Here is a 26,308-nt window from a genome sequence, read left to right as displayed (position 1 = left end):
ATGGCAGCGCCTCTTCTGCGGTCATTCCAGTCGATTCCCGGCGCTCCATGGTTGCGTTTGACCTGTTTGTAGGTTCTGTTCAGATTATCTCTGTCCAGAATCTGCTCCAGGAGGTCCGTTGCACCGCCTCTTTCTTGCCATCAATAAAATTCCGTCAACATTTCGTCAACAAAATCATAACGGTATCGTTCGAGTCAGTTCTTTGATGAAAATAAAAAAAAGCAAAAACCCTTGAATCATCAAGGGTTTTCGCTTTTTAAATGTTATGCGGTAGAGAGGACTCGAACCTCCACGGGTATACACCCACTCCCCCCTCAAGATAGCATTTTCTTATATAGTCCAATCATCAATTGATTAAACTTATAATTTTTTTTATATTTAATCAGTATACAAATATAAAAAATCAATATACTTACAATCAGCCTAATAACTACATCCAGGAAGGAATGAGATGCAATCAGGAAAACAATCGAAATCATTAAATATCCAGGTACTGTTAACATAAGCATTGTTTTATTGCCAGCTTCTTTTTGAGTATCAGCAGGCCAAGAATATAAATTGAGAAAATCTGAGGTTAAAAATTGAAACCAGATCATCTTACTAAGTGAAAAATGAATCAAACCTAAAGCCAATAAAAAAATGGAACCGACAAGATTAGGAAGATTGAATATTCCATAACATGAAATTAAAATAAATTGCAAATAGCGTTTGTTATATTTTGAATCTCTATAAAAAGCCTTGAAGCAGCTTTCCGCTAAAATATTGGAACTGCTTCTTACTTTGAATAACTCTTTTGAATTCTTAAATAGTATCGGACGTGAACGGACAGAGCGGACAGTTCGAACCTTATGGCCCGTATTATTTAACAATAAGGCTAAAACTTTAAACCGGTCTTTTATATCATATTGAATATCCTCTACAAAATGTGCTTTATAGTTCTTTGGTTCTCTGTATATTAGCCATATGTTTATTATGCCAAGTACAATAATGCTGACTCCTGTAACTGTAAGGTTTTGAAGAATGGTTATCGCTACATAAATACAGCCTCCGGCAACATATAAAAGAGTGCTCAATCCTATACGTTGGAGCAGGTTATTTTTTATTCCTATTCTCTTTTTCAACAATAAAATGGGGAGCGTAAAAAAAGCAGTATATAAAGGAAAGAGGGCAATTTGTGCAGTGCTCATGCCAACTCCATAATAAATAACGGGCAACCAAATCAGCAATAACACAAAAACTTTAACTATATGAATAAGAATAGCGTATATCATCCCATATTTTCTAATTTTCATGATCCATGACTTACGCTGCAAAAGAAACAACTGGTCTGCATAATCAAAAAAATAACGAAAAGTACTAAATCCAATGACCGCAAAAAAGAATAAAGCGAAATGCTGTATCTGAATATTATAAATCCATTCTGGTTTGCTGCTCCATAAGTACATATAATATCGAATCAAGTATAACAGGGCAGGGATTATTAAATAAGCCAATACTCTCCAATCATCGACAACGGTTCGAATAACTCGATATTGGAAAGCCCATCCGGATTTTAATCTTCTGAGAAATAAATAATAAGCGTCAATCATAAATATCATCCTTGCATCATTTTATGAAAACAATCAAACAGAGTTCCCTGAGGCAAAGTATATTGTTCTTGGATTTGCTCCAATGTCCCGATAGTAGATATTTGACCTTTGTTAAGCAGAATAAAGCGATCACATATTCGTTCTGCCGAATCAAGCACATGTGTTGACATTAGTACTGCAGCTCCACGAGTTCGTTCCTGATTTATTAACTCCAAAAAATCTTTTATTGCAATAGGATCAAGCCCTATGAAAGGTTCGTCAATAATGTAAATATCCGGTTTTAATAAGAAGCTTAGTATAAGCATTACCTTTTGTTGCATTCCTTTGGAGAAGGAAGTCGGGTATTTATGAATAAAATCTTCCAGCCGGAATTTTTTTAATAACTCATCTATTTCTTGTTGGCTATCAGCCATGTTTTTTTCGTATGATGATAATGCTATAATTAAATGTTCATTTAAAGTTAACTCTTCATAAAGAATAGGCTGCTCCGGAATGTAGCTATAAGTACCTTTACCATTTTTTATTGAGATATCTCCCATCACATGTGGCAGCAAACCAATAATAGATCTAATAGTTGTAGATTTACCGGCACCGTTTGGTCCAATCAACCCCACTAACTCCCCTTCACTAATTTCAAATTGAATATCTTTAACAATTATTTCATTTGACGAATATCCACCCTCCTGAATATCCACAACAATGACAGTCATCGTGAAGGTCACTCCTAACCCAAAAATTTATTTATAAACTAAAGCCTTCTCTAAATCTAATTAAGTCAACAATCTTATAAATACATAGGATATTTGAGCATATAATGTGACGAATCTTTATGTCCTGCAAATACAAGTGCAAGAGGTAAATATGGATCTGGGAGTAGGATTTCTGGCTTAAAGGCTTTTATATCATATGCCATAAAAAAGGATATTGACCATACCATTATATTACATCCTATTCCCGTTTTTTCCAAATATAAATTGTATTATAAATAAAATAAAGGAATATTTGTAATTTTAAATATTTATTTTCTATTAATTTCATTATCGATTTTTTTTCAAACTATTCATGTTTTGTGCAACAAAAAAAGAAGCGACTCTAAAGCCACTACTTAACCAATAACGCGTTGCCGATTAACTTACATTCCTCAGTACTTGCTGATTCTACTAGATCTCGAAGTAGAAGACTCGTTGCACCATCAGTTCTCCAGATCCGAAAAATTAGTTGCGATAAGTAGTGGTATTATTGGAATACCATTAGCAGTCGAGATTTCATTTTGCCTTCGCTAAATATCCGTCAACAATTCGTCAACAAAGGCAAAGGAGCATTATAAGTATCAGTTAGTTAATAAAAATAAAAAAAAGCAAAAAACCTTGAATCATCAAGGTTTTTTGCTTTTTACATATTATGCGGTAGAGAGGACTCGAACCTCCACGGGTATACACCCACTACCCCCTCAAGATAGCGTGTCTGCCATTCCACCACTACCGCGCGGTGAAGATAAATCTAAACATAGTTCTGTTTGAGGTCAACATTCAATATTATAATTGTTTGCTTGCCAAATGTAAAGAGCGCTCAGGAATTATCCTCTTCAGCTTTACGTTTGCGGTATTCGGCAAAAGCGATATATTCCTTGATGAAGACCTGCTCCTCTGGAAGCAGTTCGTCACTGTGGCAATTGGATTGCCCTTTGGAGTCAAAAAAATAATCCTCCGCCCCTTCGCGGACCATTTCAGGAGACGGCTTGCCCAGAATCAGCCAATCCAGACTGACATGGAAAAAAGCGCTGATCTCGATCAGCTTATGCGTACCGGGAGTGGACTTCCCTCTTTTCCAGTCGCCCAGATTCCCTGTGCTTATGCTTAACTGCTCACAAAAGGATTTCTTGGTGATCCCCTTCTGCTTGATTAAATATTCTATGCGCTCGTAAATGGATAACATCGGCAAACCGCCTTCCCATAAATAAATACTGAATTAAGTCATTTATTATTGTAAAATGACGTAAAAAAGTATATAATTAACTATTGTATAAGATGAACTTAAGAATGGAGTAGTGGAGTTGCCAGAAAGTCTGATGCACAGGGCTTCCTGGCAACTCCTTATGTAGCATTCTTAAGTTCTCGTTCTATATGTCGCGATACTCATTATATCATACGGCCGGTACGTCGATAAGAGGTGAGTTCATTGAACAGCAAACGCCCCATAACCCCCTTCGGCTGGGCTATCAAGCAACGGCTGGCAGAGAGGCAAATGGATCAGAAGCTCTTTTGTCAGCTTCACGGAATTCCGCCTTACCGTCTATCCAATCTGATTCATGGTACCCGCAGGGCTGAAGTCTACCGCCGCCAGATCGAGAAGCTGCTGGACCTGCCTCCCTCTTAGCCTTTCCAACCTGAAGCTACACAAGGAGCGATAACCATTGACCGAAAGCTTGTCTGCTTCAATTCAACGCACACTATCCTCCGCATCCTACAACGCCGTTGTTGTTGACGCTTATGGAGCGGTATTGTTCAGCAATAGCCGTTGGAATGCTAATCTCAGCCCCTATGGCTTGGCTCCACAGAATTGGCTTGGAACAGACTTCGCCGTTGCTCTGCGCAAGCTCCTGAATGACCCTGAGGCAGGCCTGAGGCTGCAGGAGGCCATGCAATCCATCATCAGTGGAGAACGGCTTGGATACAGCGCAGAGTACGCACTCTGCTCTCCTCAGCAGGGCAGCCGGATGTTCCGTCTGGAGGTCTGTCCGCTAATCTCTGATTCAGCGCCCTGCGCAGAGTACCTGATCCTCTCACTTACGGATGCCGGACCCGTCCCTGAGATTCGCCATATCCCGCCTGCCGTCATACCAGGACCGGCTGGACCCGGCACAAGATTGCCCATCAAGCTCCTGCCGATCTGCGCTTCCTGCAAATCCATCCGCAACAACAAGGAGGAATGGGTCATTCTGGAGCATTTCCTGCAGCAGCAGCTTTCTGTGCAGTTCACCCATGACATCTGTCCCGACTGCATCCGGCAGCTATATCCCAAATATGCAGGTGTCCTGAAGATGTAGTAAATAAGGTATAAGGAAAAAAGTAAGAAAACCTCTGCAGAGCAAAGGATTTCTTACTTTTTCTAATTCTTATGCGGTAGAGAGGACTCGAACCTCCACGGGTATACACCCACTACCCCCTCAAGGTAGTGGGCTAGTTTGAATCAATTCCGATTAATTATGAAAAAGCCCGTTGTATCGGGCTTTTTGTATTTAGTTATCTGCTCTAATACGGTTAATTATAATGGCAGTTGTTGAATTTGGTCAACAATTCGTCAACATAATAATTATAAAACCCATCATTCAAGGCAAGAATGATTGAAAGAAGGATACAAAAATATGGGTGGTGTAAAATGGCAAGCTTACACGCAGACCTAATTCTTATCTGCTTGTAGTTGAAGCAGGTTATGATGCAAACGGGAAAAGAATCAAAAAAACAAAAACAATACAGTCTCGCACAAAGAAAGAAGCCGAAGCTGAACTTTCACGTTTCATAGTGTTTGTAGAAAGCGGTATGTACTCTGGCCAGTCAAAAGTTCTTGTCGAAAAATCGTAACACAGAAAAATAACCCAATTCGGCGATGGTCTGGTATCCTTAAGTTCTCACACAAAAAGGAAGGACCGCTGAATGGGTTACGACAAAAAGTGTACCTCATTTCCGAGCGATTGACCATACCTATGCTAAAAACTTTGAATGAACTTTTACTTCCCTTCCGTTCTTGCTTTTCCAGACAGGCTACGTTCGAGTGGTTTGTCGTTATCGTTGTCGGCTTTATGCTGCGCTCCGACCATCTCGGTGTAACTTCCGTCATTCGGGATCTCTCCCTGAATGGCCGCTGCTATGAGACGCTCCTTCACTTCTTCCGTTCTTCGGCCTGGTCTTTGCCTTCCTTGCGGCAGATGTGGCTTCAGGTCGTTCGCCGCTCTGCGCCCTTGCTGGTGATTCAGGATCGCGTAGTTCTCGTTGGTGACGGGATGAAGCAAGCTAAGGAAGGTCGCCGGATGCCGGGGGTCAAGAAACTCCATCAGGAATCCGAGAACGTCTCCAAGGGCGAGTATATTTTCGGCCATCTGTTTGGAGCCATTGGCATTCTGGCCGGTACACCCCGGAAATGGTTCTGTTTGCCTTTGTTCATGAATCTGCAAGACGGGATTCAAACCATTCTAAACTGGAAGAAAACGGACAACAAGTCAGAGCCGTCTTCTCATGTCGTTCAGATGATTGAACAAGGGTTCCAGGCCGCGAAAGTCTTCGGCCAAGCGCTGCTGCTCCTGGATCGCTACTTCTTGTCGGTTCCGGCCTTGAAGCAGTTGCAGGCGTGCCACTCGGGCTCCGAAGCCCGGATGCATCTGGTGACGAAAGCCAAGTCCAACGTGGTGGCCTACGAACGTCCTCCTGCCAAAAAGCCCGGACGCGGCCGACCGCACAAAAAGGGCCCATCCGTCAAACTGAAGGAACTTTTTTTGACTCGTGCTGCCGATTTTCAAACCGCTATCCTTCCCCTATATGGCGAAGAAGAGAAGGTTCAATTTCTCTGTCTGGATCTGCTTTGGGGGCAGGGATGGTATCAGGAATTGCGTTTTGTACTGGTCGTGCTACAGGGCCGCTACTCCATTCTGGTCAGCACGGATCTCACGCTATCTGCCACGGACATCATCTGCTTGTATGGCTATCGCTCCAAGATTGAGTGTACGTTCCGGGAAATGAAGCAGGTCATTGGCGCTTTCGGCTACCGTTTCTGGAGCAAGTCCATGCCCAAGCTGAACCGGTTTCTGAAAAAAGAGGAGGCCCACCCACTCGAAGCGGTACAAGACGAACAGGATCGGCGCCGAATTGAACAAACGATTCAAGCGATTGAAGGTTTTATCATGTGCCAGTGCATCGCGATGGGACTGCTGCAATTGATCGCCTTGCACTTTTCAGGTCGGACACCGGGTTTCTTCTTTCGCTACCTGCGAACACCGTCCCTGGCTATAGTATCTGAGGCAACCGTTTCCGCTTATTTACGCAACTCTATTTTTCGCCTGTTTGTTCAAAATCCTCACTTATCCATAACCAAAATAATTAAATCCAAGCAGGATTCGTCCATTGTTGACGAGGATTCGCAGGCTTCTTAGAGATGTAGAACTTTTCACTGTCCAGTATGTACTAAACTCCTTCAAAAATGACTTTGACTGAATTTGTTGAAGAATGGAAAACCAAATATGCACAGACTGAGCTTTCTCCTTTAACTTCGAAAACGTACAATCATCATTTGAAAAATCACATTTCACCAGCACTTGGCCATCTCAAACTCGATGAAATTAAACCAATGCATGTTTTAAGTTTAATCGAAGATCTTCGTAAGCCTGGTGCAAGAAAAGACAATTCGGATGGATCATTATCAAGCGGAACCATCGAGTACATTTATCGAGTCATGAAAAATGTTTTCAGCCGTGCTAAGGATTGGAGTATACTGACTCAAAGTCCTATGGCATCCATCAAAAAACCAAAGGTTACACAAAAAAAACTAAAGTTTTATGACGAGCAAGAGGCTGCAGAAGTAATAACCTTACTTTATAAAGCACCTATTATGTGGAGACTATTCTGCATCTGTGCTATTCTTGGTGGATTTAGACGTGGGGAGTTATTAGCGCTAGAATGGTCGGAAGTAGATTTTGAAAACCATACCATTAAAATTAGTAAAAGCATCTCGCTGACAATAAAAAGTCAGGCAGTTATTAAATTGCCAAAGACAGATGACTCCATAAGAACTGTTGATATGCCTGTTTGGTATATGGAAGAACTCAAATTATACAAGGAACGTTGTGAAAAAGAACGTATTGCTTTGGGAAATAAGTGGCTTGGCGGGGATGAAAATTACGTTTTTCATGCCGGCTTCGAAAAAGCTATTTATCACACACAACCGAGTAAATGGTGGAAAAACTTCGTAGAGAAGCATGAATTTAAGTATGTTCGTTTTCATGATTTAAGACACAGCTGTGCAACGATCTTATTAGAAAATGACGTATCTTTGAAAGCAATTCAAGAACGTTTAGGGCATTCGAAACAACAGGTTACTGCTGATCTTTATACTCATGTTTCAAAATCGTTGAGTCGAGAGACGGCGAATAAATTCAATAATCTGAATCCAAATAAAAAAAGCTAATTCCGTAAATTCCACGAACGCGTTTTGTACAGTGCGCTCCATAAAGCCCAAGATTAGAACAAACAATAGACACCAGATTCAAGAAAAGTTAAGCACCAAATTCTTCAATAAACTAATGACTGCTTATTTAACTTCTCCATAAAAATGAGCTGCCCTAAAAATCACGGGACAGCTCATTTTTGTGTGTTTCTCTTCTTTCTCTTCACTTGTAACAAATCTTATTAATACGCCTTTTCCAGAACAACACATTAGTCAGATCCATCAATATATTCCGCCAGTCAGAAAAACACTAGAACTATACTATCTTATTAAACAGTCCATAAAACGAGAATGGATAGAAATTAAAACAATAAAATCACAGTTAGATAGTTATAAGAGTAAAGTTGTTTTTTCCTGTTTATTTTGTCATAGAAATTAATACCGCATTATTATAATCTAAATATTAGCTTGTATTCCCTTTTACAGAGGCATTTTAAAGAGGCCTGTTATAAAAATTCAAGAAGAATCGCTTAGTTGTACAGGAATTACATGGTGTCTAAATATATATTGAACTTGTTATTTTTCTATTTGGATAGGTCGTGACCCCAGAGTTTTTGGACTTACGTCCACTATTGTCTGCAGATTTCTTTATTTTCCGTTGCTACGTTGGAAGTCCGCAGACAAAGGTGGACACTCTCGCTCCTAAAGATACAAAATACCCCTCCACCACCTCATCGCATAGAATTTTTTCAAGTTCAATCTATATAAAAGAATAAAGAAATGTTTTACTTCTTATTGTTTAACGAAAACACTTTAATTAATCACAGAGCTACATAAAAGGAGCACTCATTATGTCTAACACAAAAATGGATTGGAATAATCTTCTAAGTGGAGTTCGCTTAAGGGATGGAAAAGTTAAAGACAGAACATTATATAATGAATACGACTTGAGAAACGACTTTGACGACGACTACTCCAGACTTGTTTCGAGTTCCGCTGTTAGAAGACTACAGGACAAAGCACAAGTTTTCCCTTTAGATAATAGTGACTTTGTGCGAACTAGATTAACTCATTCTCACGAGGTATCTACAATAGGAAGATCCCTAGGGATCAGCATAGAAAGTCGTTTGATTAAAGATGGTTTACTTGATATAGGGCATAAAGGTAAATTAGGCTCATTATTAGCGGTGGCTGGACTCATCCATGACTTAGGAAATCCTCCCTATGGACACTATGGAGAAGCAGCAATACAAGGCTTCTTTTCTAACTGGTTTAAGAATGATGGGTTAATGTTTAAAAAATTATTAGGCACACAAAAATTTGCTGATTTTACTAAATTCGAAGGTAATGCTCAAACTTTTAGATTAGTATCCAAATTAAATAATCTTTTTGATGAGTATGGTTTTAACCTCTCAGCTGCTTCATTAGCTAGTATACTGAAATATCCAAGATCATCAATTGAAGGCAACCTTGATGATCAAACAAGAGCAGAAAAAAAATATGGGGTTAGCTATAAAAAATTTGGATACTTACAAGCTGAAACCAAAAGATTTGATGCGGTTAGGGAATACACGGGTATTGGTACACATAGACATCCTGTTACATTTTTATTAGAAGCTGCTGATGATATTGCTTATGCTGCTGCAGATATTGAGGATGGATGCAAAAAAAGAGTACTTGATTTCGAAATAATTCAGGACAAGCTGAGTAAACACCTTAAAAATGGGACGGAAGAGGAAAAAGATATTTTATCTTCTTTTATTACTTCCTATGAAAAAAACGTTGAAGAAAAGCGTTCAGACAGACTAGATAATGCGGTACAAAATCTTAGAATTAAAGCACAAGGATTTATGATTAAATCAGTTGTCAAAGAATTTTTATTAAGACATGATGATATCTTAAACGGAGATTTCGATGAAGATATTATTATGGCTTCTGAAGCAAGAAACGTTCGTAAAGCAATGAAGGAGATTTCATATGTTATCTTTGATAGTAAAGAAATTGTATTACGAGAATATGCGGGGGGAAAGGTTGTCCGCGGACTGTTAGAAATGTTTGTTGCCTGTGTTGTTTCCAAAAATCGAAAAGATCCAAAAACTGAAGAAGGAAAACTCTATTTATTGATATCAGGAAATTATAAAGATATAATGGACAAATATTGTTTTGAAAAAGACATTGAAGACCCCGAAGAACCTAGTGTTTATGAAAGACTTCTACTAGTAACAGATTTTGTTTGCGGAATGACCGATTCGTATGCCCTTGACTTCTATAGAAGGTTGACAGGAATATCACTCTAGGAGGGGTTTATTATAAAATCCGAGGCTATTATTAAAAACTCCTTGAAACAGATATCCCAATTAATGAATGAATATTCAGAAGTTTCCGACCTGTTTAATTGTTTAAATACGTTGGGTGATGTTATTATCGTCGGGGGGGCTTTAAGGGATTTCGCTTTCAAAGATTCTCCTCCTCGCGACATTGATCTTATTATAGACAACCAAAATAAAAACGAACTTGAAAACGAACTTGAAAATGTATTCAAAAAGTTTGATTTTCGTAGAAATAGATTTGGCGGATATAAAGTTGTAGTAAACAACTTAGACTTTGATATTTGGTCAATCTATGATAATTGGGCCTTCAAAGAAGGAATTCACAATTCGAGTTTTTCTAATATATCAAAAGGAACTTTCTATAATTTTGATGCTATTGCTTTTAACATGACTACTCATGAATTGGATGCTGATATTTTTATCCAGTCACTTTCGGAAAAATTATTAGACATTACGCTTGAAGATAATTTCATTTCTATGAATCCTACTCCTGAAATCAATGTACTTCGTGCTTTCAAGATACGTGAATGTTGGGGGTTGGAATTTTCAGAAAAAGTTCAGAACTATATTTCAGCGTGGTATTCAGTAACATCTGAACCTGAGGAAAAATTAAAAAAGGCCGAATTAAAACATTATGGAAAAAAATAACCACAGAATAGAATGTGAATCTTTTTTTATTTGAATCCAGCAAAATAAAACATTAAGTGCTATAGTAAAGTCCCCTTTTACTTAATAATGAAAGAGGACTTTCTGTATTTCCCAACATGTTTGTTCTCCCTATTAAGAATATCTCAAACTGCGTTAAGTTCATTCTTAATTTGGATAACTGAATCTTTACCGGCGATCCTGAGTGGTATCAAGAATCGTTACGTTACATTATTAAGTAAAGCGCCAATAAAATGAAAATAAAAGCTACACCAATTCTTCAGCTTCTTCCCATAACTCTACTCCCTCATCAAACTCCGGATCATAATTCTTCTCTTCCCCGGTTAAATATTTTGACAGTACTCTAGTAATTCGTATGCCATACGGATAAATTGTATGCTTGTCGTAATTCAAGCTCACTCTTCTCAGTTGATCAACTAAATTAGCTAGATCATCACGTTCCATCTCATCCAGCTCGCCCAGAGGAATGTACTCGACTGCTTTCTGCTGAAGTAGCTGCTTGCTAGGTGACAGGAACTTGATATCCTCGTTTCTCACACCAGACCATGCTCTTGGCCTTCCACCAACACCATAATATATCCCTAGTGGATCTTTGAAAATCCCCGAAGCTTTGTTGAATTTCTCTTCAGCATCATCTTCAATAATCCTATATTGCGGCACATCATCCGTCATATTGACACGTATAAACTTAAGACGGGCATCATTTACCAGCCGTTCGCTCAGATAAGGGACTTTATCATATATAAGGTCAGTATTTCTAATTACTGGAAGCCAGTCCTTTCTCAGCGTCGCATTCATCATTACTGTTAGCTGCTTTACATTTTGACCAAGCTCATTCTCAATAGCTCTGATCATAAAATCCCGAAAAACCTGTTTGCTTTGATTCCACTTGCCCGGATTGTCCAACATTTTGACCTGCTCCAGATAAAAAGGCGCCTCTCCTAATGGGAGCCATGAATCAATTCCAAATATCTTTAACATTATTTCTGTACCGTCCATTTTCGATATGACAGGTAAATGCTTGTTGTCTGCTTTTAAAATATTGAATGACAGAATTGGACCGTACGTATCTAGCTTAGTCACATTGTTGCTTAGGAAGCCTGCATCATTTAGCAAATCAAATAATGCATTGATTATGCGAGCAGTATCCCCCTTCTCATCTCCTGTAAGAGGATGTATGAACTGAGTAAGACGTCTTGCCTTTTTCATCCCTTCCCTTATAGCTCTCTTAGGATCACCGTCTTTGCTCCAGTTTTCTTTAGGCGCAATTTCCACTAATGCCAATGTCCGCTGATCTCCGGAAGACCGTTCTTCCTTAAGTAGCTTGTTAATTTGATTCACTCGCTTGATAAAGGCAACATCAGCTTTATATATTACAACTTCTAGTTCACTTACAATTTCAACAGGACTGCAGTGTACGAATTCTACGGTTACATTCTTATCGCAATTGAGATCATAAATATTCTCTGAAATTTGACGGTTAAAGATTATTGATTTATTTTCCAGTGATTTTTGTTCAGTCGTATAAACTTCTTTCATTGCATTAAACATTGCTTCACTGCTATAAACCTCAATAATTAGCTTTTCTGCTTGATGTGCGACAATAGGGAACCGAATATCGTTCATACGCTTACGAGGGATATCTGGAATATGAAATAACGGTGTTAGATGATACATAGCAAGTACTTCTTTAAACTTATTAAACAGACCACTTTTCTCCGACAACCCTAGTCCTGACTTCACGAAGTTACCTTTGCCATTGAAAGAATGATGATTGATTACATAAGCAGTGACTTCACCATTTCCTTCAAGGAATGTACCAGGTTTAGAGAGCAACATATCCGGTTGAAAGGATTTTTCGTACAGAACATCCCAATACAAGCCATCCAGAGCTGTTTTCCAGACTGCAAAAGGCGGTGTTCCCTGTCCACTACCCGCACGACGCTCAAACTGAAGCTGTGAGAAAGAAAGCTTCTCTTGCAACGTATACGGATTACGGACTGACACAAGAACAGAACAGGCATGATCCGCTTTTAAATAACAGGAGGCTTCCTTAATTTGTGCGTTCTTCAAATACCGCCTTGTACCTACAGTTACAAGAATAAGCGGTCTGTCAGCATCCCCACCACGATTCTTCAGTTCAACCTTCAGTACATAGGAAAAAGGATCGTGTTTCGGTGATTTCCTGATCGGAGTAGAGACACATTCATGCTGGTTATTAAAGATCGTATGATGAAACTGGAGCTCCTCTGCAATACCTTGCCCTAACTCAACCGTTCGTAGTTCTTCACAGAACTTATGAGCTGCCAAGCCAGGGAGCCATTGGTATTTATCAATAGTTTCATAAAGCTTACTAAAAGTAGAAGTTTCCCATCCCAGCTCAGCCTCTTTAATCTCTTCCGGGAGATTCGCTTCTGAATATCCTTTCAAATGTGCAAACCAGCCTAGTGTGAGCTTTTTAATATGAGACTCTGGTATCCTCACTGTGGAAACAATCCATGGCAAGTCTTTTTGCAGTACTTTATTATTTAAGTCCACATGAACAATCTCCGGAAAAATGCTCTTAAGCTTCTTGCAGAGAGGTTCAACCTTATAAGCAAGCTTGTGGTTTTGAGGTGTCGTTTGTGTAATGAAAAAATTCCGCCAGTTGTCCGGCATATGCATGACATGAATCGTTTCATGATAGAATACCGCTTCATTTACTTCTAATGCAAAGAGCTCCATTCTGTTCATATACTGCCTCCCATATTCATATTATTAATCGCTTCGCTAAAGGGCCCATATAAACTTTGGAAAATGTTATCTTTCTTGTTCTTGCGCATAATTGCTGCCCATACTTCAAGCATCGAATATCCTTCAGGGTTACCTGCTGGTTTAGCGTTGAACTTAGCATCACAGAAGTAGACACGGGCATCTAATCCTCCACGCAGCAAACGGCCGATCATCTGCCATACCGGAACAAAAGTGTACCACCCCATTATCTCTCTTTCTTTGGGACTTAAGATCGACCAGAAATCTGGTTTCATATACATATGCTCCAGCTTACCGCTGCTAATTTGTCGGAGCTTAGTAACCGCCTTATCGTAAAAAAGGTTCTTTCCTTCTATCCGACGCAAATATTCTGGCAAATACGCATGCAGGACCTGAACAAGATAATTCAGATCATTGGGTATGGGGTAAGGACGAACCAGAAAGAATACTGAACCGAAGAGGGCCTCTCCCTGCTTATCTAATATGTTATATCCTCGACCAACGGACAATAGAGGTACAATCATTACCTCAGCCCGTTCCCGATAAAAGGATTCGATCAATACTCTGGAATACTGATCTTCTTGGTGACCATCATCCCTTGAGAGCGCCTTATATCTGCCCGTCCAAGTTCGATCATTCCGAAAAGCATTGCAGACTGTTTCAACATCATCATAAGAGTTTACAACTAGCAATACTCTCCTGTTGTTACCTTCAGTTCTCCAGTGTTTCAGCTCATATTCAATATCTGGCTTTAGATGCTGCACCATCCCACTTAAATTTTGAATTCTCTGTTCTGGATCACGAATACCTGACACCGAATAGAATTCTCCATTAACCTCATCAAGCACGGACTTATAATTCATCTGAATAACTGAGCTTTGACGGTTTGCTCGTAGCAACCATTCTGAAGGTGTCTTCAAGTCATAATGAGCCGACTTCGGAGCATGACTGGTTCCAGAAAGAAATACAACCGCAGGACCTGCTTTCCCGTCACATTCTTGATAAAGATTATGCCAATCATGAAGCAGCAGGCGACCAACAGCAGTGTATTCAATTAATTTGAACTTCCCGGTCTTCTCATTGTCAGGTAAATCATATTTATATCCCAAGGTAACCCCAGTCATCGCTTCTTTCATAAATGCTTGATAATCCTTCTGCATCGTAAACAAAGGTGAGAAATTAATCGTTAGGCCAAGCTTAGCTTGAATCATAGGAAACGTAGTTAAAATATACTTGATACTCTCCTCTGCTCTGCATAAGTACAAGAAGAATTCAAGCTGCGCAAAGAGTAGTTCTGCTTTCACCGTAGGTTTGAGGACTCCGTTTACTTTTACTATGCTCTGCTCCAGAAGTCTTTGCTTCTGCTCGGGAGTCTCTGCATCTACAATCTCATCAACGATTCTTGAGAGTAGTGGATCTTTGTACGGGTCTGAAGCATACTCACTAAACCGTTTAAATAACTTTGACTGTAATTGGGTATTATCAGAAAGTTTTTCACTTAGTGTGCCTGCCATTGCTGCCACCCGAATCAGATTATTCCTAATATTTTTTCTAAGCGTCTGGGAAAGTTCCAGTTTGTTATAAATTCTCCAGATCATCTGATCCAGCATACGAAGCCTATCGTTCCATTCAATAAAGGCTGGATCACCAGCGTACTGACCATAGTAACCACTAGTTAGCTCATTAGACTCGTACCTCAACTGCTCAAAGATATCATCAGCTGCCCCGAACACATTGTATTGTGTCAAAAAGGCCTCATCGAACTGCTTCTGTACCTGATCCGCTTCATCTACAAAAACAACATCCAGCAGGTCATACATAGCTTCGTAAACCGTTCTTTCCAAAGGATCAATCACTGCCGATATCCGTGTCTTCAGCACACTTGGTGCAGTAGCTACCCAAACCTCAGCATTCTGCAAGGAAGATAGATCTTTATATACACCGCAGGCATGTGCAAGCGGGCATTTCACAGATGTATCGTCTTGCTGCAACTGGATACAAGGATATCTACTGCTCCGATCATAATCTTCAGCTAAAGCTTTAATGATACACACATCTGATAAATGAATCAGTGACTCATACTCCTGGCTCTGCCAATCACTAACCTCGTTAATGCCACTGCTATTCGCAAACAAATAGTTATTGAGATGATCTTTTCTAGAGGTTCTTCCAATAACAGGAACAGCATGTATTCCAAGCTTACGCAATTCTTTGACACGTTCAAGGGCCTGCATAACACTACCTTCAATGAAGCCTACCCTTGCACCCTCGTGTTTTACCAGCCGGTAGGCTTCCATCATCATAAAAGTCGACTTCCCTGCTCCAAGCCCCCCACCAATGTGTTGATTCCCTCGATACACAAATTCTAGATCCATACCATCAAGCGATTCCAAAAACACAGACTTAGCCCTACTTACCCACATGGCCGATGCTCCCAGGAGTTGATCCATCTCAGTTGCTAACACAGCTCCGTTATATGGGACCGAAAACTTAAATATTCTTTTAGGCCGATAAACTGGCAGAGGTTTGATTTCACTGGAGAGCATAGATTCAGGGATTTTTCCGTGGAAGGTAATCCATTGCCCACCTCGAATCCTTCGAGAGTATGTAAACTCTTTTTCATTAGCAAAAGTTTTGGTATTCAACTGACGTGGGATGGGGTATCCAAGGATACTGTTATAGATAGAAGAACGATCAATTAAATAACGCGGAGCAATACGAGTAGCTCCTTCATCCTCCTTGATTTCGTATAACCGATACTCACTCCCAATTTCTCCATAAGCATTGATTCGTTTCAGAAGATTTTTCTTTGTTCTCATTTCAGGATATAGAATTCTCAGCCGGGTAATGATATCCGAGCGAGTTGTATGTTTCAGAATGGGTTCATTGTAACCAACCAGAACTGACCACGCCTGATGGATGGATAGATTAGGATCGATCAAAGTGCAGCCTGTAATAAATAACTCCATGCTCACCAGAAGGTTAATTTCAGATTTACGCAATTGAAGTGATTCAAACGCCTTGATGATACCTTCTGAAAGCTCCCAATAAGTCTGCCTCACAGAAACACCTTCTTCAGCGTGGATTCAATTTCGTTCTCCATGATCATTTCGATACATTCCCGAGCAGTTTCGTTTAGCAGATTCATACTTCGTTCACGATAAGATGCGAAGAGCTGGCTGCGATAATTCGGAACTACAATAAGGCATTTACTCTTGTACTTTTTCAGGTAGGCAGAACTCTGATGATTGAAAAAATTAGCAAGCGTCCGTGGATCTCTGAAATCCTTGACATCAAGACATACTCTCTTGCCATCTTCGGATACCAAGAGATCATATTCATCCACATTGGGATAGAGCTCGACCTGATACCCTTTATAAATCAATCGTTCGGCGATTCTAAGTTCAGATATTCCAGGCAATAGTACAAATCTTTGAATTCCGGGCACAAGCCGCAATACTCTTTCCCTACCAAAATCAAAAAAACTCATGTGCTCAAAATCAGCAAGCAGATGGCAGATATCTTCCTTATTACAACGCCATCGGTCATTCTTGTATTCTAGGGTCCAGCCACAGTGGGGGCATTTTCGAAAGTTTGCCACCCTAGGTGTTATTTCTTCATAACATTGTTTGATCAGATTCATTAGTTGAATTTCTAGAAAAGTATCTGCAAATTGGGACAATTGAAAGGAAGTAACTACGGCATTTCGGGGATTAGATAGAAACGTGCGAATGCGAGCATACTCCTGTTGAAGCTGCCGGCCTTCTTCTCGGCAGTACATCAGGATCTCATACATAGTCTGTTGCTCAGCATCCTGTGGGGAGACATGACGGTTCAAAAACTCATCAGCATCCGGTGTTAAGCCAATGAATTCTTCTAACAAAGGAGCATCTTCAGGGTAATAGTCTTGGAGGTCAGGGATTCCCCATTCTTGGGAGGGGCGATGAAGCATCTGCAGAAGATGATATAGATCAACCGGAGGTTGAGCTTTAGAAGCAACTGTCTGTTCTATGAATAACAGCAGTCCCTTATAAAGCTCATCCGGAATCTTACCATAATTACCCTGCCATTTTTTGATGCCTGTGATCAGGGACAGTAGAGTGTCATGTGTTTTAGCCATAGAGCACCATCCTATTAGGGAAGTAGTTTACGTATAGGATAAACAATAGAAGTGACCAACGGCTGTCAGCGAATATACGTTCCCTTACGGAATTATTTCTCTTTCTTATTCAGTTCTACTATTACTGGTAAAGCATTTAGCTATTGAAATAAGACTATAGCAGGTCACTCAGAAAATCTTCAATATATCGAGCGACCTGACAGCCCTATATTATAAAAGGCAATACTCATTCCCATACAAAAAATAAAGTCCCGCTTCTTTCACTCTCAATCCAAACGCTCTCTCCAATTCTTCCCGATAAGCAACTACCTGCGGCCGATAAAACTCTAAAAATGCCAACTGCTGCCCCTCTTCATAAATATCCGTCTTAAAATCAACAACCACCCAACCGTCCTCCTCTTCAAAGAGAAAGTCAATAACGCCTTTCAAATAGAAAGTCTTAGCTCTGGTATCTGCTGGCGATGATTTACTTTCCTGAACTTCAGACGTCCTCACCGTGCGCAACGGCAGTTCATGAATCCGCTGTTTTGCCACCAGTGCACGTTGCCATAGTGGATGTTTTACCACTTCCTCTAGCATCGCATGCACGTCAGGGATTAGCATTTCATTCAATTCCTCTTCTTCGGCTATTATCTGGATATGCTTATTCATCTGTTCGGATTCCACATCGTTCCCCAGCAGTTCTATACAGCGATGGACTACACTGCCAAAAGCCATACCCCGGCCTGCAAGTGGCCTAGGCGGCTGAACGGCTCCGGACTTTGTTAGTTTCGTTACCGAAGTCGTTTCATACGTTGGCTGTGCCAGCCGGCTTCGCCACTGACGGCTAATATTTTCATCTGCCTTTTCATCATGTAGTTTTTCATAACGTAAAGGCACCTCAGGCATAACCTCCGGATCGTACAACTCCCTATTCTCCTTAATTCCATTGGTAAAACTACCCCAAGGATCATTAGCCGACTTCTTCGGATACCGGCTAATAATCATAATCTGCTTTGCTCTGGTGGCAGCAACGTACAGCAGTCGTTCCTTCTCAGCATTTACATACAGACGCTCTCGTTCAGCAAGTTCTTCCCACCCCAAAGGATGAGCAATCATATCCTCTTGATACCCTCTTTTCCGCCTAATACTGAAGTATCCGCGTGCGGAATCCTCCACCCGGTCCACGTGCTCTTCAATGTTATGGTCAGATTCTCCACAAGGACAAGCGAGCATAACTACTGGGGCTTCAAGCCCTTTCGCCTTGTGAAGGTTCATAATACGTACAGCATCCTGCTCGCCTGCGAATAGATCACCGCATTCTAGCTTCGCTTCTTTTATCACCCGCATCATATATCTGCTCAGTTCCGACCAACTTGCGGTAACTTGGCTGTCCTTCTGTAGCAAATGCAGCAGCTTAATCAATGTTCCAGCACGTGCCCGGCCGGTCTGACGAACTGCTGCGAAGGGAAGTACCCCCAGATCATCTATAATATGCAATAATGCCGCCAATGCCGGCAATCTCCGAATCACATCCGCATACTTTAAAATTCGTACCAGTGCTTCATATACTGGGGTTGCTATTCTCCCAACCTCAGAATGATTTGGTAAAGTAGCATACGTAATCGGAAACCCTTGCATTTTATAATGGAAGAGAGCATTATCACTGCAACTGAATAACATTCCTTTCAGCACAGCTAGAAGTGATAGTTGATCTCTAGGGTCGTTAAGACAATTTGCCAGCATAGCAAGCGCATTGACTTCTTCATACCTTGCCGAACTTCCAGCCGTAATCGAGGGAACTCCATACTTTTCTAGCTTTTCGGCGTAGAGGTGAATGAACTCTTTTCGTTTCATGAGTACCATGAAGTCGCTCGGTAAAGCGTTCCTTACAACTACGCCGCCTTCTCCTCCCATTTGCTTCTCCTGAATCTTTAGTTGGCCGCTGCAAGCCCATGCAATATAACGCGCGACACGGTCTGCATCTACCTCAGCAATCGCCGGCTGCCCTCCAGTAATATTCTCATGAGTCATCGTGTAAACTCCCAACTGCACATCTTCTTCGGAATTAGAGGATTGAGTATCCATATATACAAAAGCAGCCTGATGTTCCGTTTCAATACCCGGAAAACGAGTTTTAAACTCGTCATTTGTAAATTGACCAAGTTGCTGAACAGAGCGAAAATTGGCACTTAGCTGCAAAACTTCACCGCATGAACTGAGCTTGTCTTTAACCCAATTATAGGTTGAAATATCCGCCCGCCGGAACCGATAGATACTCTGTTTGGGGTCCCCAACAACAAATAATGAACCAGGTTTAGGTGTAATCCGTCTCCAATTCCCTTCACTTGGGTCATCACCTATCAGCAGAAACATAAGCTCTGCTTGAATGGGATCGGTGTCCTGAAATTCATCTATAAACAGATGCGTATAACGATCAGCAAAAAAACGCCGTACATGCTCATGTTCACGGAGTAAAGCTGTCGCTCGCATCAACAGATCCTGAAAGTCCAACACGCCTAATTCGTTTCGCTTACTTACACCATAAGCAACAGCTGGTTTGACAAAATGAATCAATTGGGGATATAAATGCTCTCGCCAAGCGCAAAGAAATGGGGATAAGATGCGGTTTTGCCACTCAGGAAAAATCACTTTATATTCCTTTGCCATCACGCTATCTGTCCATCGGTTCAAGGTTATATTGATTTTTCGCTCAAACATCAATGCAAGCTGCAGGACACGCATATCATCATCAAGCCCATGTAACATAAGTGCTCTTTTACCGTTACGAACCATGATTTGTAGCGAATCCCAGTCTTGTACTGGTTTCTTCTTTGGAATATAAACCCACGCTTCTTCAATCATCTGAGGCAAAGTAAGCCGAATACGATCGAAATCAGGTCTTGGAGTTTCAACCGTCTCAATGTGTACATCAGTATATCCACATACACGTTTATATACCTCACGTAGATCCTCTACGTTCACTTGCAGTGCCGCAAGCTCCTCTATCCGATACTCCTGATCGTTCTCGATTAAATTCATTAGAAACTCATCCCAGCATTGGTCTTGTAATAAGCTGGCTTCGTCTTCTTCAATCTCACGAAACATCGGATCAAGTCTTGCTTCAATAGGTCTCTCTCTAAGTAATTTGCCGCAAAAAGAATGAATTGTGCCAATATAGCACTGATCGATCTCCTCTAATGCCCTCTGCAGCAGAAATTTCTGCGGTTCTATAGCATTATGTATCTTTCGCTCAAGTTCCAGTCTGAATCTGTTTTTCAGTTCATCTGCTGCTTTCCGAGTGAACGTAATAGCAGCAATCTGCCCGGCAACTGAGTTCCCAGATTCGATTAGAGCAATCATCCGGCTAACCAGTGATGTCGTCTTCCCAGAACCAGCTCCTGCTTCTACTAGCATTGTTCGATCTAATCTCAATGCAATTCGCTCTCTGGCGGTCTGATCATCAACCAAAACGCTCGACCTCCTTGATATGTTCTAGTCGTAGAGAATTAGGGGCCAGATTCCATTTTGCCTTTGTACATTCCGAATCATTATTGCAAACTGCTCCATAATCACAATAGGAACATCGCTTTGAGTCTGTAGTTGTAACAAAAGTCCCCGATTCCATGGAAGTTAATAGATATCCCACCAATTCCGCTAGCTCGGACGTCTTATTTTGAATCCGGGATACTTCATCTCCCTTACCTCTTTCCGTTGGAAAATAATATGCTGATTCTATAACACGCGCCTCCACATCTTGCCCCGTCTCCCGGAGCCACTGTTCAACCGCTACAGCATATAGAGCATGCTGCAACTGCCTCCCCTGTGAGAAATATTCATTCTCATCATACTTTGTCGGACTTCCTGTCTTGTAATCGTAAATTTTGTACAAATGTGGCCCGATCTCATCGACCCTGTCCACAAATCCCTTCATTCTGATCACAATCCCATTATCCAACCTGACACTCATAGGTTGTCCGTCAATGGCCAATTCGAGTTCAAAAAAGCGTGGCCGCCCCTGGGATTTCTGCTCCATTTGATAAAAAATAGAAACATCACGTTGCAACGAGTCACATTCTTTATGAAAGATAGGTGGAGTCGGTGGTGGTACTTTCACTTCATACTCACGAATGACCTGCTCTGTAATTTCCTGAAGTCTCTGTTCATTATGCTTAGGTCTATCCTCATATGTAAACTCTATTGACATTTCTTTAAGATAGAGGTAAAAGATTCGGTGCAGCAAACTGCCTCTGCTGGCTGCATCCAGCCACTGGGCACGATTATATTCAGCAATTCCCCTGTCCTTTACCTTTAATATATGAGAATAGAAGAACCTTTTTGGGCATTCTGCGTATTTTTCGAGTTGCGTCACACTCAGATATACCTCAGGATTGTTTAAATAACTAACTGTAAAGGTATCTGTCGAAATAATCCCTTCATACTCTGACAGCAGTTCCTCTCTGATTTGCATTTCTGCTTGTTTCAATTTAGCTGTAAATGGAAAGGACTGGCTTAATGAATAGAGCCCATCCTGCAATCTCCCCTCTGCATGGAACCTTCCAAGCCAACGATCCCCCCCATCTAGTAAATGCTCTTCATTTGTGCCACTCGACATATAACCAAACGGTTTCCCAAGTACCCGTACTAATCCTGTCAGATCCATTTGAGAATCATTCGTAATTATTCTTGCAACCTGCAACAACATAAAGGCTGGAATGATTTCTTTCTCTTCTGCCGGATCGTAATTGGAATAACTTAACGTCACTGCTCCTGACAACATCTCTAATCGGGTCTCACGTTCACGAATAATACATTCTGTCCGCTCAGCAGATAAGAGCAGCCCTTCTATATTCCTGCGTTCCATATCCAGTAATACGGGATCTTGCCGGACCTGCAACGTCCAGTTTTCATTGCTCATGCCCAGCATGTATGTCTGCTTTCTTCCTGATATGCCGCCATCATGAAGCGAAGAAATATGCAGTTTCCCACTAGTAGGTCCGCCAACTAAGATACGAACCCCCTCTACCATGTCTATCGCATACCGCAGTGCACTTTCACTAGACAATGTACGTGGGGAAACAAGCTCCAGCATTTTTATTTGAGCAGTCAACTCAGTTTTAACAAGCGAATCGGCTTCACTGGACGGAACTGCGTACTTTTGAAGGAAATCCATTAACGAGTGCAAAATCACCAAAGGAGTCCACTTCTCTTGGCGTGAATCAGGCAGTTTTTGAAACACTCCCTTAAATATCCGGCTTAATATCCCTATTGATTCACCATTCACTCCTCTTAACACAGTATTACTTGATACTTCTAACATAGAATATCGTTGTCTTCCCCATCCAATTCCACTTTGCTCTAAAGTACTTATGAGATCAGTCTGATCCACATTGTCCCCAAAATGATGAAATGATAAGATATCATGCCTTAATGCATTAAGTATACATTCCACATCATAATTGCATCCCAACCATTCGAGATAAACAAGCGCTGCCTGTCCGACCTTAGAATAAATTACGGGTAACCCTTGAGAAAAGGTACAGGGAATTTCCAATGCTTGGCTGAGTGTGAATATCGCTAAACTATAATTTTCATAATTAGAAACAATGACTTCCGCTTGATCAAAAGAGTCTTCTTTATTACAGATACGTCGGAATGCTTCACGAATCTCCGCTAAAGTTCCTGTAGCCTGGAACAACTGTACTGTAATAGGTGCCTTATTCTGCAGAGATGACAAAAAAGATCCAGTTTGTGGAAGAATAATCAGTCTATCTCCAGCAATACGCTTCAGCATTTCTTGCTCGACAGAAGAAAGGTGCTCCATGTCCTTACAGATGAATAGATGATTATTCGTCTCAGCCGTTTCCGGTAAATAATCTAATAAACCCGCAAAATCAGAAAAATGATTTTGTTCTAGCCACTGTTCATATAAAGAAAGAAGTTCAGTGATGTAGAGGCCTTTTTGCTCATATTCAAAAACAGTGATTGAAAGCTTAGAAGCGCAAACTCCTGCCCCACGTAACTCTTCAATTGCGTGATGAAAGCTTCGAACGATACCAGGGGTAACCATGTCAGCTTGTATGTACATATTTAAACGCTCTGCCATTTCAATCATAAGATTCTGGACAACCCAGAACGTCTGCTTACTATTCAAAAGACGAAGTCCTCGTTGAACAAGTCCCAGTTTTGTACACTTTACTATAAGTGATCTTAACGTTTCAGTTTCCACACCAAGAAGTGGTCCGTATTCCTTTGTAAGTTGGTTCAACCATTGGTCACCTTGATCATAATGATCCACGAAGAGAATTTTTTTACGAAACGGATCGTTATTGCATATTTCAAATAAATCAGAAAACCAATTTAGACTCAATAAAACCACATCCTTCCTAACTTGTATATTTCGATTTATTATAATCAGTTCCTGCCTAACCTCATTGTATATTTCTGTGAACTTCTAATTTTTCATCGTTACTATAGTAAATAGTCCACCTAAATTTTTCACGCTTGCTTTACTACATACAAGTTCGTATATTGTGCCTTAACCAGCTTAAAGAAGTCCATTAATCTAGAGTAAAAGGCTGGTTTTATACCAGCCCCTCCTCATCAAACCGTACGTGAGGTTTTCCCTCATACGGCTTTCCGATATTCGTAATTTATTGGCATGCAGATCACAATAGCGTTTTAATCCATACATGTTGGCAATCTACTTGACCTCAGATAATGAATTCATCAAACTCCCACTTTGTCTTCTTCGAGTACCACCGGATTAATCTCTGCAGAATATACCAGTCCAACTTGGTTAACCTCTTTTGGCTGTAGTTCGTATAGTTCGGGTGTAGGATTAGTTTCAGACGTTTCATGATTCTACGTATAAGTTCATACGCATGTTCGGCATCCTTTTTCGTTTTACAGACTACTACAAAATCGTCTGAGTACATCGTCAACTCCCCAATCCCACTTCCATGTTCTTCCCATAGTCGTTCAAAATAATTAAGATAGATATTCGCCAGAAGTGGTGAGATGACACCACCTTACGGTGTGCCTAAACCGGAGCGCCTCACCTTTCCTTCTTCCATGCCCTCCGCTTGTAGCCATTTCTTAACTTCAGTATCCGCCTTTCATTGATACGCATCTGCAACAGTTTCATTAGCTTCTCTTGATTAATGTTGTTGAAGAAACCTTAGATATCGACGTCGACTACCCAATTCCCTTTGTGGTTGCAGGCTTTCCGAATTCGTTTCGGCGCTCCTTTCGCACTTCGCTTCGGGCGAAATCCGAAAGATACTTCTTCGAAGATGGGTTCAATCACGAGTTTCGTTGCCATTTGTATGATTCTGTCGCGCACGGTGGGTATGCCCAGCGGTCTTGGCTTCCCATCATTCTTCGGGATATATTGCTGCCGGACGACCTGCGGATGGTAATTGCCTTCTTTCAGTTCTCGCTCACATTCCTTGAGGAAACTTGTTTCTCCTTGTTCCCAATATCTGCGAGCGTCACGGCATCTACTCTGGCTGCTCCCTTGTTCGCTTTCACCCGTTTCCAGGCTTCGCGTAGCACATTCCACCGATAGACTTTATCGCACAGGGCATGGGATTTACGCTTGTTGCTCTCCTTGTCCGCATGACCTAGCTTTTCTTGGAGTTCTTGAACTTTTCCCTTGGGAGTCGTTAGCCGATTGGCATTCACTCACTCGTACCTCCTCCAAAAGCATAAACAATGCAGGGCTCCTTCCCTCCCTAAGGTTATGTTGTCCTTAGGTTTTTCGGTACTGTGAGCCCCTCGGACTCCCTTCCCACAGACGGTTCATTTCATCTTCTAGACTTATAGAGTGTCTCTTTACGGGTTCTAAAAAAATCCGTGTGGGGGAGGGTCTTCCCAGTTCACTGCATTATCTTTCAACCTATGTCGATCCTGCTACGCTGTAGGATTCTTCACTGTTGTTCCAAGTTCTGCCTTCGTCCATGCAAGCGGGACTCGGCATCCTCTGTTCCCCTTCGCAGGGCCTTTTTGACGACGCGGCAGGATTCACTTGATGTTACGGCCTGGGCTGTAGCTCGCCCGCTCTCTGACCAGCACTTTTGTCGGTGCGCTTCTACACACAGATTTCGCCATGCGCAAGCATCCTAGCTACAAAGGTGGCGTGGGCCCTCATTTGGTTGGACTTTCTCCAACTAGATAATGCGTGCCTCTGGGCGCGCCGAGCAACAAAAAGCACCTAAAAAATTAGAACAAGTCTAATTTCTAGGTGCTTTTAAAACTAACAGATTTACAAAGGTTAATAATTGTTGAAGTTTCAATCCCAATCTTCTGTCAAATTCAGTTCTCTATTACAGATGTCGCACTGTACATAAATAACCAAACCAAGACTGGTCGGAGTGAATACATAAGAGAACTTTGCTCCTGTCACGTCAATAGGCTTGCATGAATCCCATTCCTTTATTTTCTTTTCCATATTATTAGGGCGTGTCTGAAAACTAGATATTGCTTCAAAAGCGAAACCGTAGCATAATTTCACAAGAAAGAACTCACGAGGGGATTGTAAAAAGATGCTAAGACGCCACGAAATCAAGGACGAAGAATGGTAACGAATACAACATCTATTGACGCCCGAAAACACAGGAGAAGGCAGACCCTCGAAGTCGAATCGAGTCATGCTGAATGGAATGCTTTGGAAAGTAAAAACAGGTGCTCCTTGGCGTGATTTGCCTGAACGTTTTGGT

At 41.1% G+C, this 26,308-nt stretch carries 17 protein-coding genes, 1 tRNA gene and 1 pseudogene; 7 read left to right on the top strand and 12 right to left on the bottom strand.

What is annotated here, in order from left to right; all coding sequences use genetic code 11:
* Positions 1-314: 314 nt before the first annotated feature.
* The 4 genes from B9T62_RS00990 to B9T62_RS00975 all read right to left on the bottom strand — a co-directional run bounded on the left by B9T62_RS00990 (position 315) and on the right by B9T62_RS00975 (position 3,524).
* On the bottom strand, positions 315-1,589 hold the full coding sequence (locus B9T62_RS00990) for an ABC transporter permease (RefSeq protein WP_157685393.1): 1,275 nt from the start codon (positions 1,587-1,589) through the stop codon (positions 315-317).
* Between the two features lie 5 nt (positions 1,590-1,594).
* The gene (locus B9T62_RS00985) at positions 1,595-2,299 is read right to left on the bottom strand and encodes an ABC transporter ATP-binding protein (protein WP_087913564.1); all 705 of its coding nucleotides are present in this window, start codon (positions 2,297-2,299) and stop codon (positions 1,595-1,597) included.
* Between the two features lie 692 nt (positions 2,300-2,991).
* Positions 2,992-3,074 (bottom strand) — tRNA-Leu (locus B9T62_RS00980).
* 84 nt (positions 3,075-3,158) lie between these two features.
* Positions 3,159-3,524, bottom strand: coding sequence for a helix-turn-helix domain-containing protein (locus tag B9T62_RS00975; protein ID WP_087913563.1), 366 nt, complete (start codon positions 3,522-3,524; stop codon positions 3,159-3,161).
* A gap of 243 nt (positions 3,525-3,767) precedes the next feature.
* Here B9T62_RS00975 and B9T62_RS00970 point away from each other — a divergent pair, with 243 nt between their 5' ends.
* From B9T62_RS00970 to B9T62_RS00940, 6 genes are all read left to right on the top strand, one after another.
* Entirely contained in the window at positions 3,768-3,965 is a 198-nt protein-coding gene (locus B9T62_RS00970; RefSeq protein WP_087913562.1) for a Rha family transcriptional regulator, read from the top strand.
* Positions 3,966-4,002: 37 nt separating this feature from the next.
* Positions 4,003-4,635, top strand: coding sequence for a hypothetical protein (locus B9T62_RS00965; RefSeq protein WP_087913561.1), 633 nt, complete (start codon positions 4,003-4,005; stop codon positions 4,633-4,635).
* A gap of 657 nt (positions 4,636-5,292) precedes the next feature.
* Positions 5,293-6,732: a transposase gene (locus B9T62_RS00955; RefSeq protein ID WP_157685392.1), complete on the top strand. Its 1,440-nt coding sequence runs from the start codon at positions 5,293-5,295 to the stop codon at positions 6,730-6,732.
* A gap of 53 nt (positions 6,733-6,785) precedes the next feature.
* The gene (locus B9T62_RS00950; protein ID WP_169834306.1) at positions 6,786-7,763 is read left to right on the top strand and encodes a tyrosine-type recombinase/integrase; all 978 of its coding nucleotides are present in this window, start codon (positions 6,786-6,788) and stop codon (positions 7,761-7,763) included.
* A gap of 830 nt (positions 7,764-8,593) precedes the next feature.
* Positions 8,594-10,039 (top strand): dGTP triphosphohydrolase, encoded by a 1,446-nt coding sequence (gene dgt, locus B9T62_RS00945; protein WP_087913559.1) that lies wholly within the window; start codon positions 8,594-8,596, stop codon positions 10,037-10,039.
* 63 nt (positions 10,040-10,102) lie between these two features.
* Entirely contained in the window at positions 10,103-10,720 is a 618-nt protein-coding gene (locus B9T62_RS00940) for a hypothetical protein (RefSeq protein ID WP_087913558.1), read from the top strand.
* A 264-nt stretch (positions 10,721-10,984) separates the two neighbouring features.
* Here the strand turns inward: B9T62_RS00940 and B9T62_RS00935 are convergent, their stop codons facing one another.
* The 8 genes from B9T62_RS00935 to B9T62_RS40380 all read right to left on the bottom strand — a co-directional run bounded on the left by B9T62_RS00935 (position 10,985) and on the right by B9T62_RS40380 (position 25,274).
* Positions 10,985-13,471, bottom strand: coding sequence for a pPIWI_RE module domain-containing protein (locus B9T62_RS00935; protein ID WP_087913557.1), 2,487 nt, complete (start codon positions 13,469-13,471; stop codon positions 10,985-10,987).
* The gene (locus tag B9T62_RS00930) at positions 13,468-16,551 is read right to left on the bottom strand and encodes a pPIWI_RE_Z domain-containing protein (protein WP_087913556.1); all 3,084 of its coding nucleotides are present in this window, start codon (positions 16,549-16,551) and stop codon (positions 13,468-13,470) included. The genes B9T62_RS00935 and B9T62_RS00930 overlap by 4 nt, the downstream gene beginning before the upstream one ends.
* On the bottom strand, positions 16,548-17,609 hold the full coding sequence (locus B9T62_RS00925) for a restriction endonuclease-related protein (RefSeq protein WP_087913555.1): 1,062 nt from the start codon (positions 17,607-17,609) through the stop codon (positions 16,548-16,550). Before B9T62_RS00925 ends, B9T62_RS00930 begins: the two co-directional genes overlap by 4 nt.
* Positions 17,610-17,819: 210 nt before the next feature.
* Positions 17,820-21,059 (bottom strand): UvrD-helicase domain-containing protein, encoded by a 3,240-nt coding sequence (locus B9T62_RS00920; RefSeq protein WP_087913554.1) that lies wholly within the window; start codon positions 21,057-21,059, stop codon positions 17,820-17,822.
* Complete coding sequence (locus tag B9T62_RS00915) at positions 21,052-23,958, bottom strand: PD-(D/E)XK nuclease family protein (RefSeq protein ID WP_087913553.1); 2,907 nt, start codon at positions 23,956-23,958, stop codon at positions 21,052-21,054. The genes B9T62_RS00920 and B9T62_RS00915 overlap by 8 nt, the downstream gene beginning before the upstream one ends.
* A 343-nt stretch (positions 23,959-24,301) precedes the next feature.
* Positions 24,302-24,589: an RNA-dependent RNA polymerase family protein gene (locus B9T62_RS40390; protein ID WP_245864502.1), complete on the bottom strand. Its 288-nt coding sequence runs from the start codon at positions 24,587-24,589 to the stop codon at positions 24,302-24,304.
* Between the two features lie 179 nt (positions 24,590-24,768).
* Positions 24,769-24,933: a hypothetical protein gene (locus B9T62_RS40385; protein ID WP_245864293.1), complete on the bottom strand. Its 165-nt coding sequence runs from the start codon at positions 24,931-24,933 to the stop codon at positions 24,769-24,771.
* Positions 24,934-25,019: 86 nt separating this feature from the next.
* Positions 25,020-25,274 (bottom strand): TetR family transcriptional regulator, encoded by a 255-nt coding sequence (locus B9T62_RS40380; RefSeq protein ID WP_245864292.1) that lies wholly within the window; start codon positions 25,272-25,274, stop codon positions 25,020-25,022.
* A gap of 914 nt (positions 25,275-26,188) precedes the next feature.
* Between B9T62_RS40380 and B9T62_RS41610 the strand changes: the two are divergent.
* Positions 26,189-26,302, top strand: a pseudogene (locus B9T62_RS41610) (transposase); the annotation flags it as partial.
* Positions 26,303-26,308 lie beyond the last annotated feature (6 nt).

Origin of the sequence: Paenibacillus donghaensis (assembly GCF_002192415.1) — a bacterium.
Classification (GTDB): Bacteria; Bacillota; Bacilli; order Paenibacillales; family Paenibacillaceae; genus Paenibacillus_AQ; species Paenibacillus_AQ donghaensis.
The sequence above is the reverse complement of the archived record's forward strand: the minus strand, read 5'-3'. Positions and strand labels throughout refer to the sequence as shown.

Bases quoted from the DNA above. Each gene is read 5' to 3' on its own strand.
- B9T62_RS00955 (WP_157685392.1), top strand. From the start codon at position 5,293: ATGCTAAAAACTTTGAATGAACTTTTACTTCCCTTCCGTTCTTGCTTT.
- B9T62_RS00940 (WP_087913558.1), top strand. From the start codon at position 10,103: ATGAATGAATATTCAGAAGTTTCCGACCTGTTTAATTGTTTAAATACG.
- B9T62_RS00985 (WP_087913564.1), bottom strand. From the start codon at position 2,299: ATGACTGTCATTGTTGTGGATATTCAGGAGGGTGGATATTCGTCAAAT.
- B9T62_RS00935 (WP_087913557.1), bottom strand. From the start codon at position 13,471: ATGAACAGAATGGAGCTCTTTGCATTAGAAGTAAATGAAGCGGTATTC.
- B9T62_RS00925 (WP_087913555.1), bottom strand. From the start codon at position 17,609: ATGGCTAAAACACATGACACTCTACTGTCCCTGATCACAGGCATCAAA.
- dgt (WP_087913559.1), top strand. From the start codon at position 8,594: ATGTCTAACACAAAAATGGATTGGAATAATCTTCTAAGTGGAGTTCGC.
- B9T62_RS00990 (WP_157685393.1), bottom strand. From the start codon at position 1,589: ATGATTGACGCTTATTATTTATTTCTCAGAAGATTAAAATCCGGATGG.
- B9T62_RS00975 (WP_087913563.1), bottom strand. From the start codon at position 3,524: ATGTTATCCATTTACGAGCGCATAGAATATTTAATCAAGCAGAAGGGG.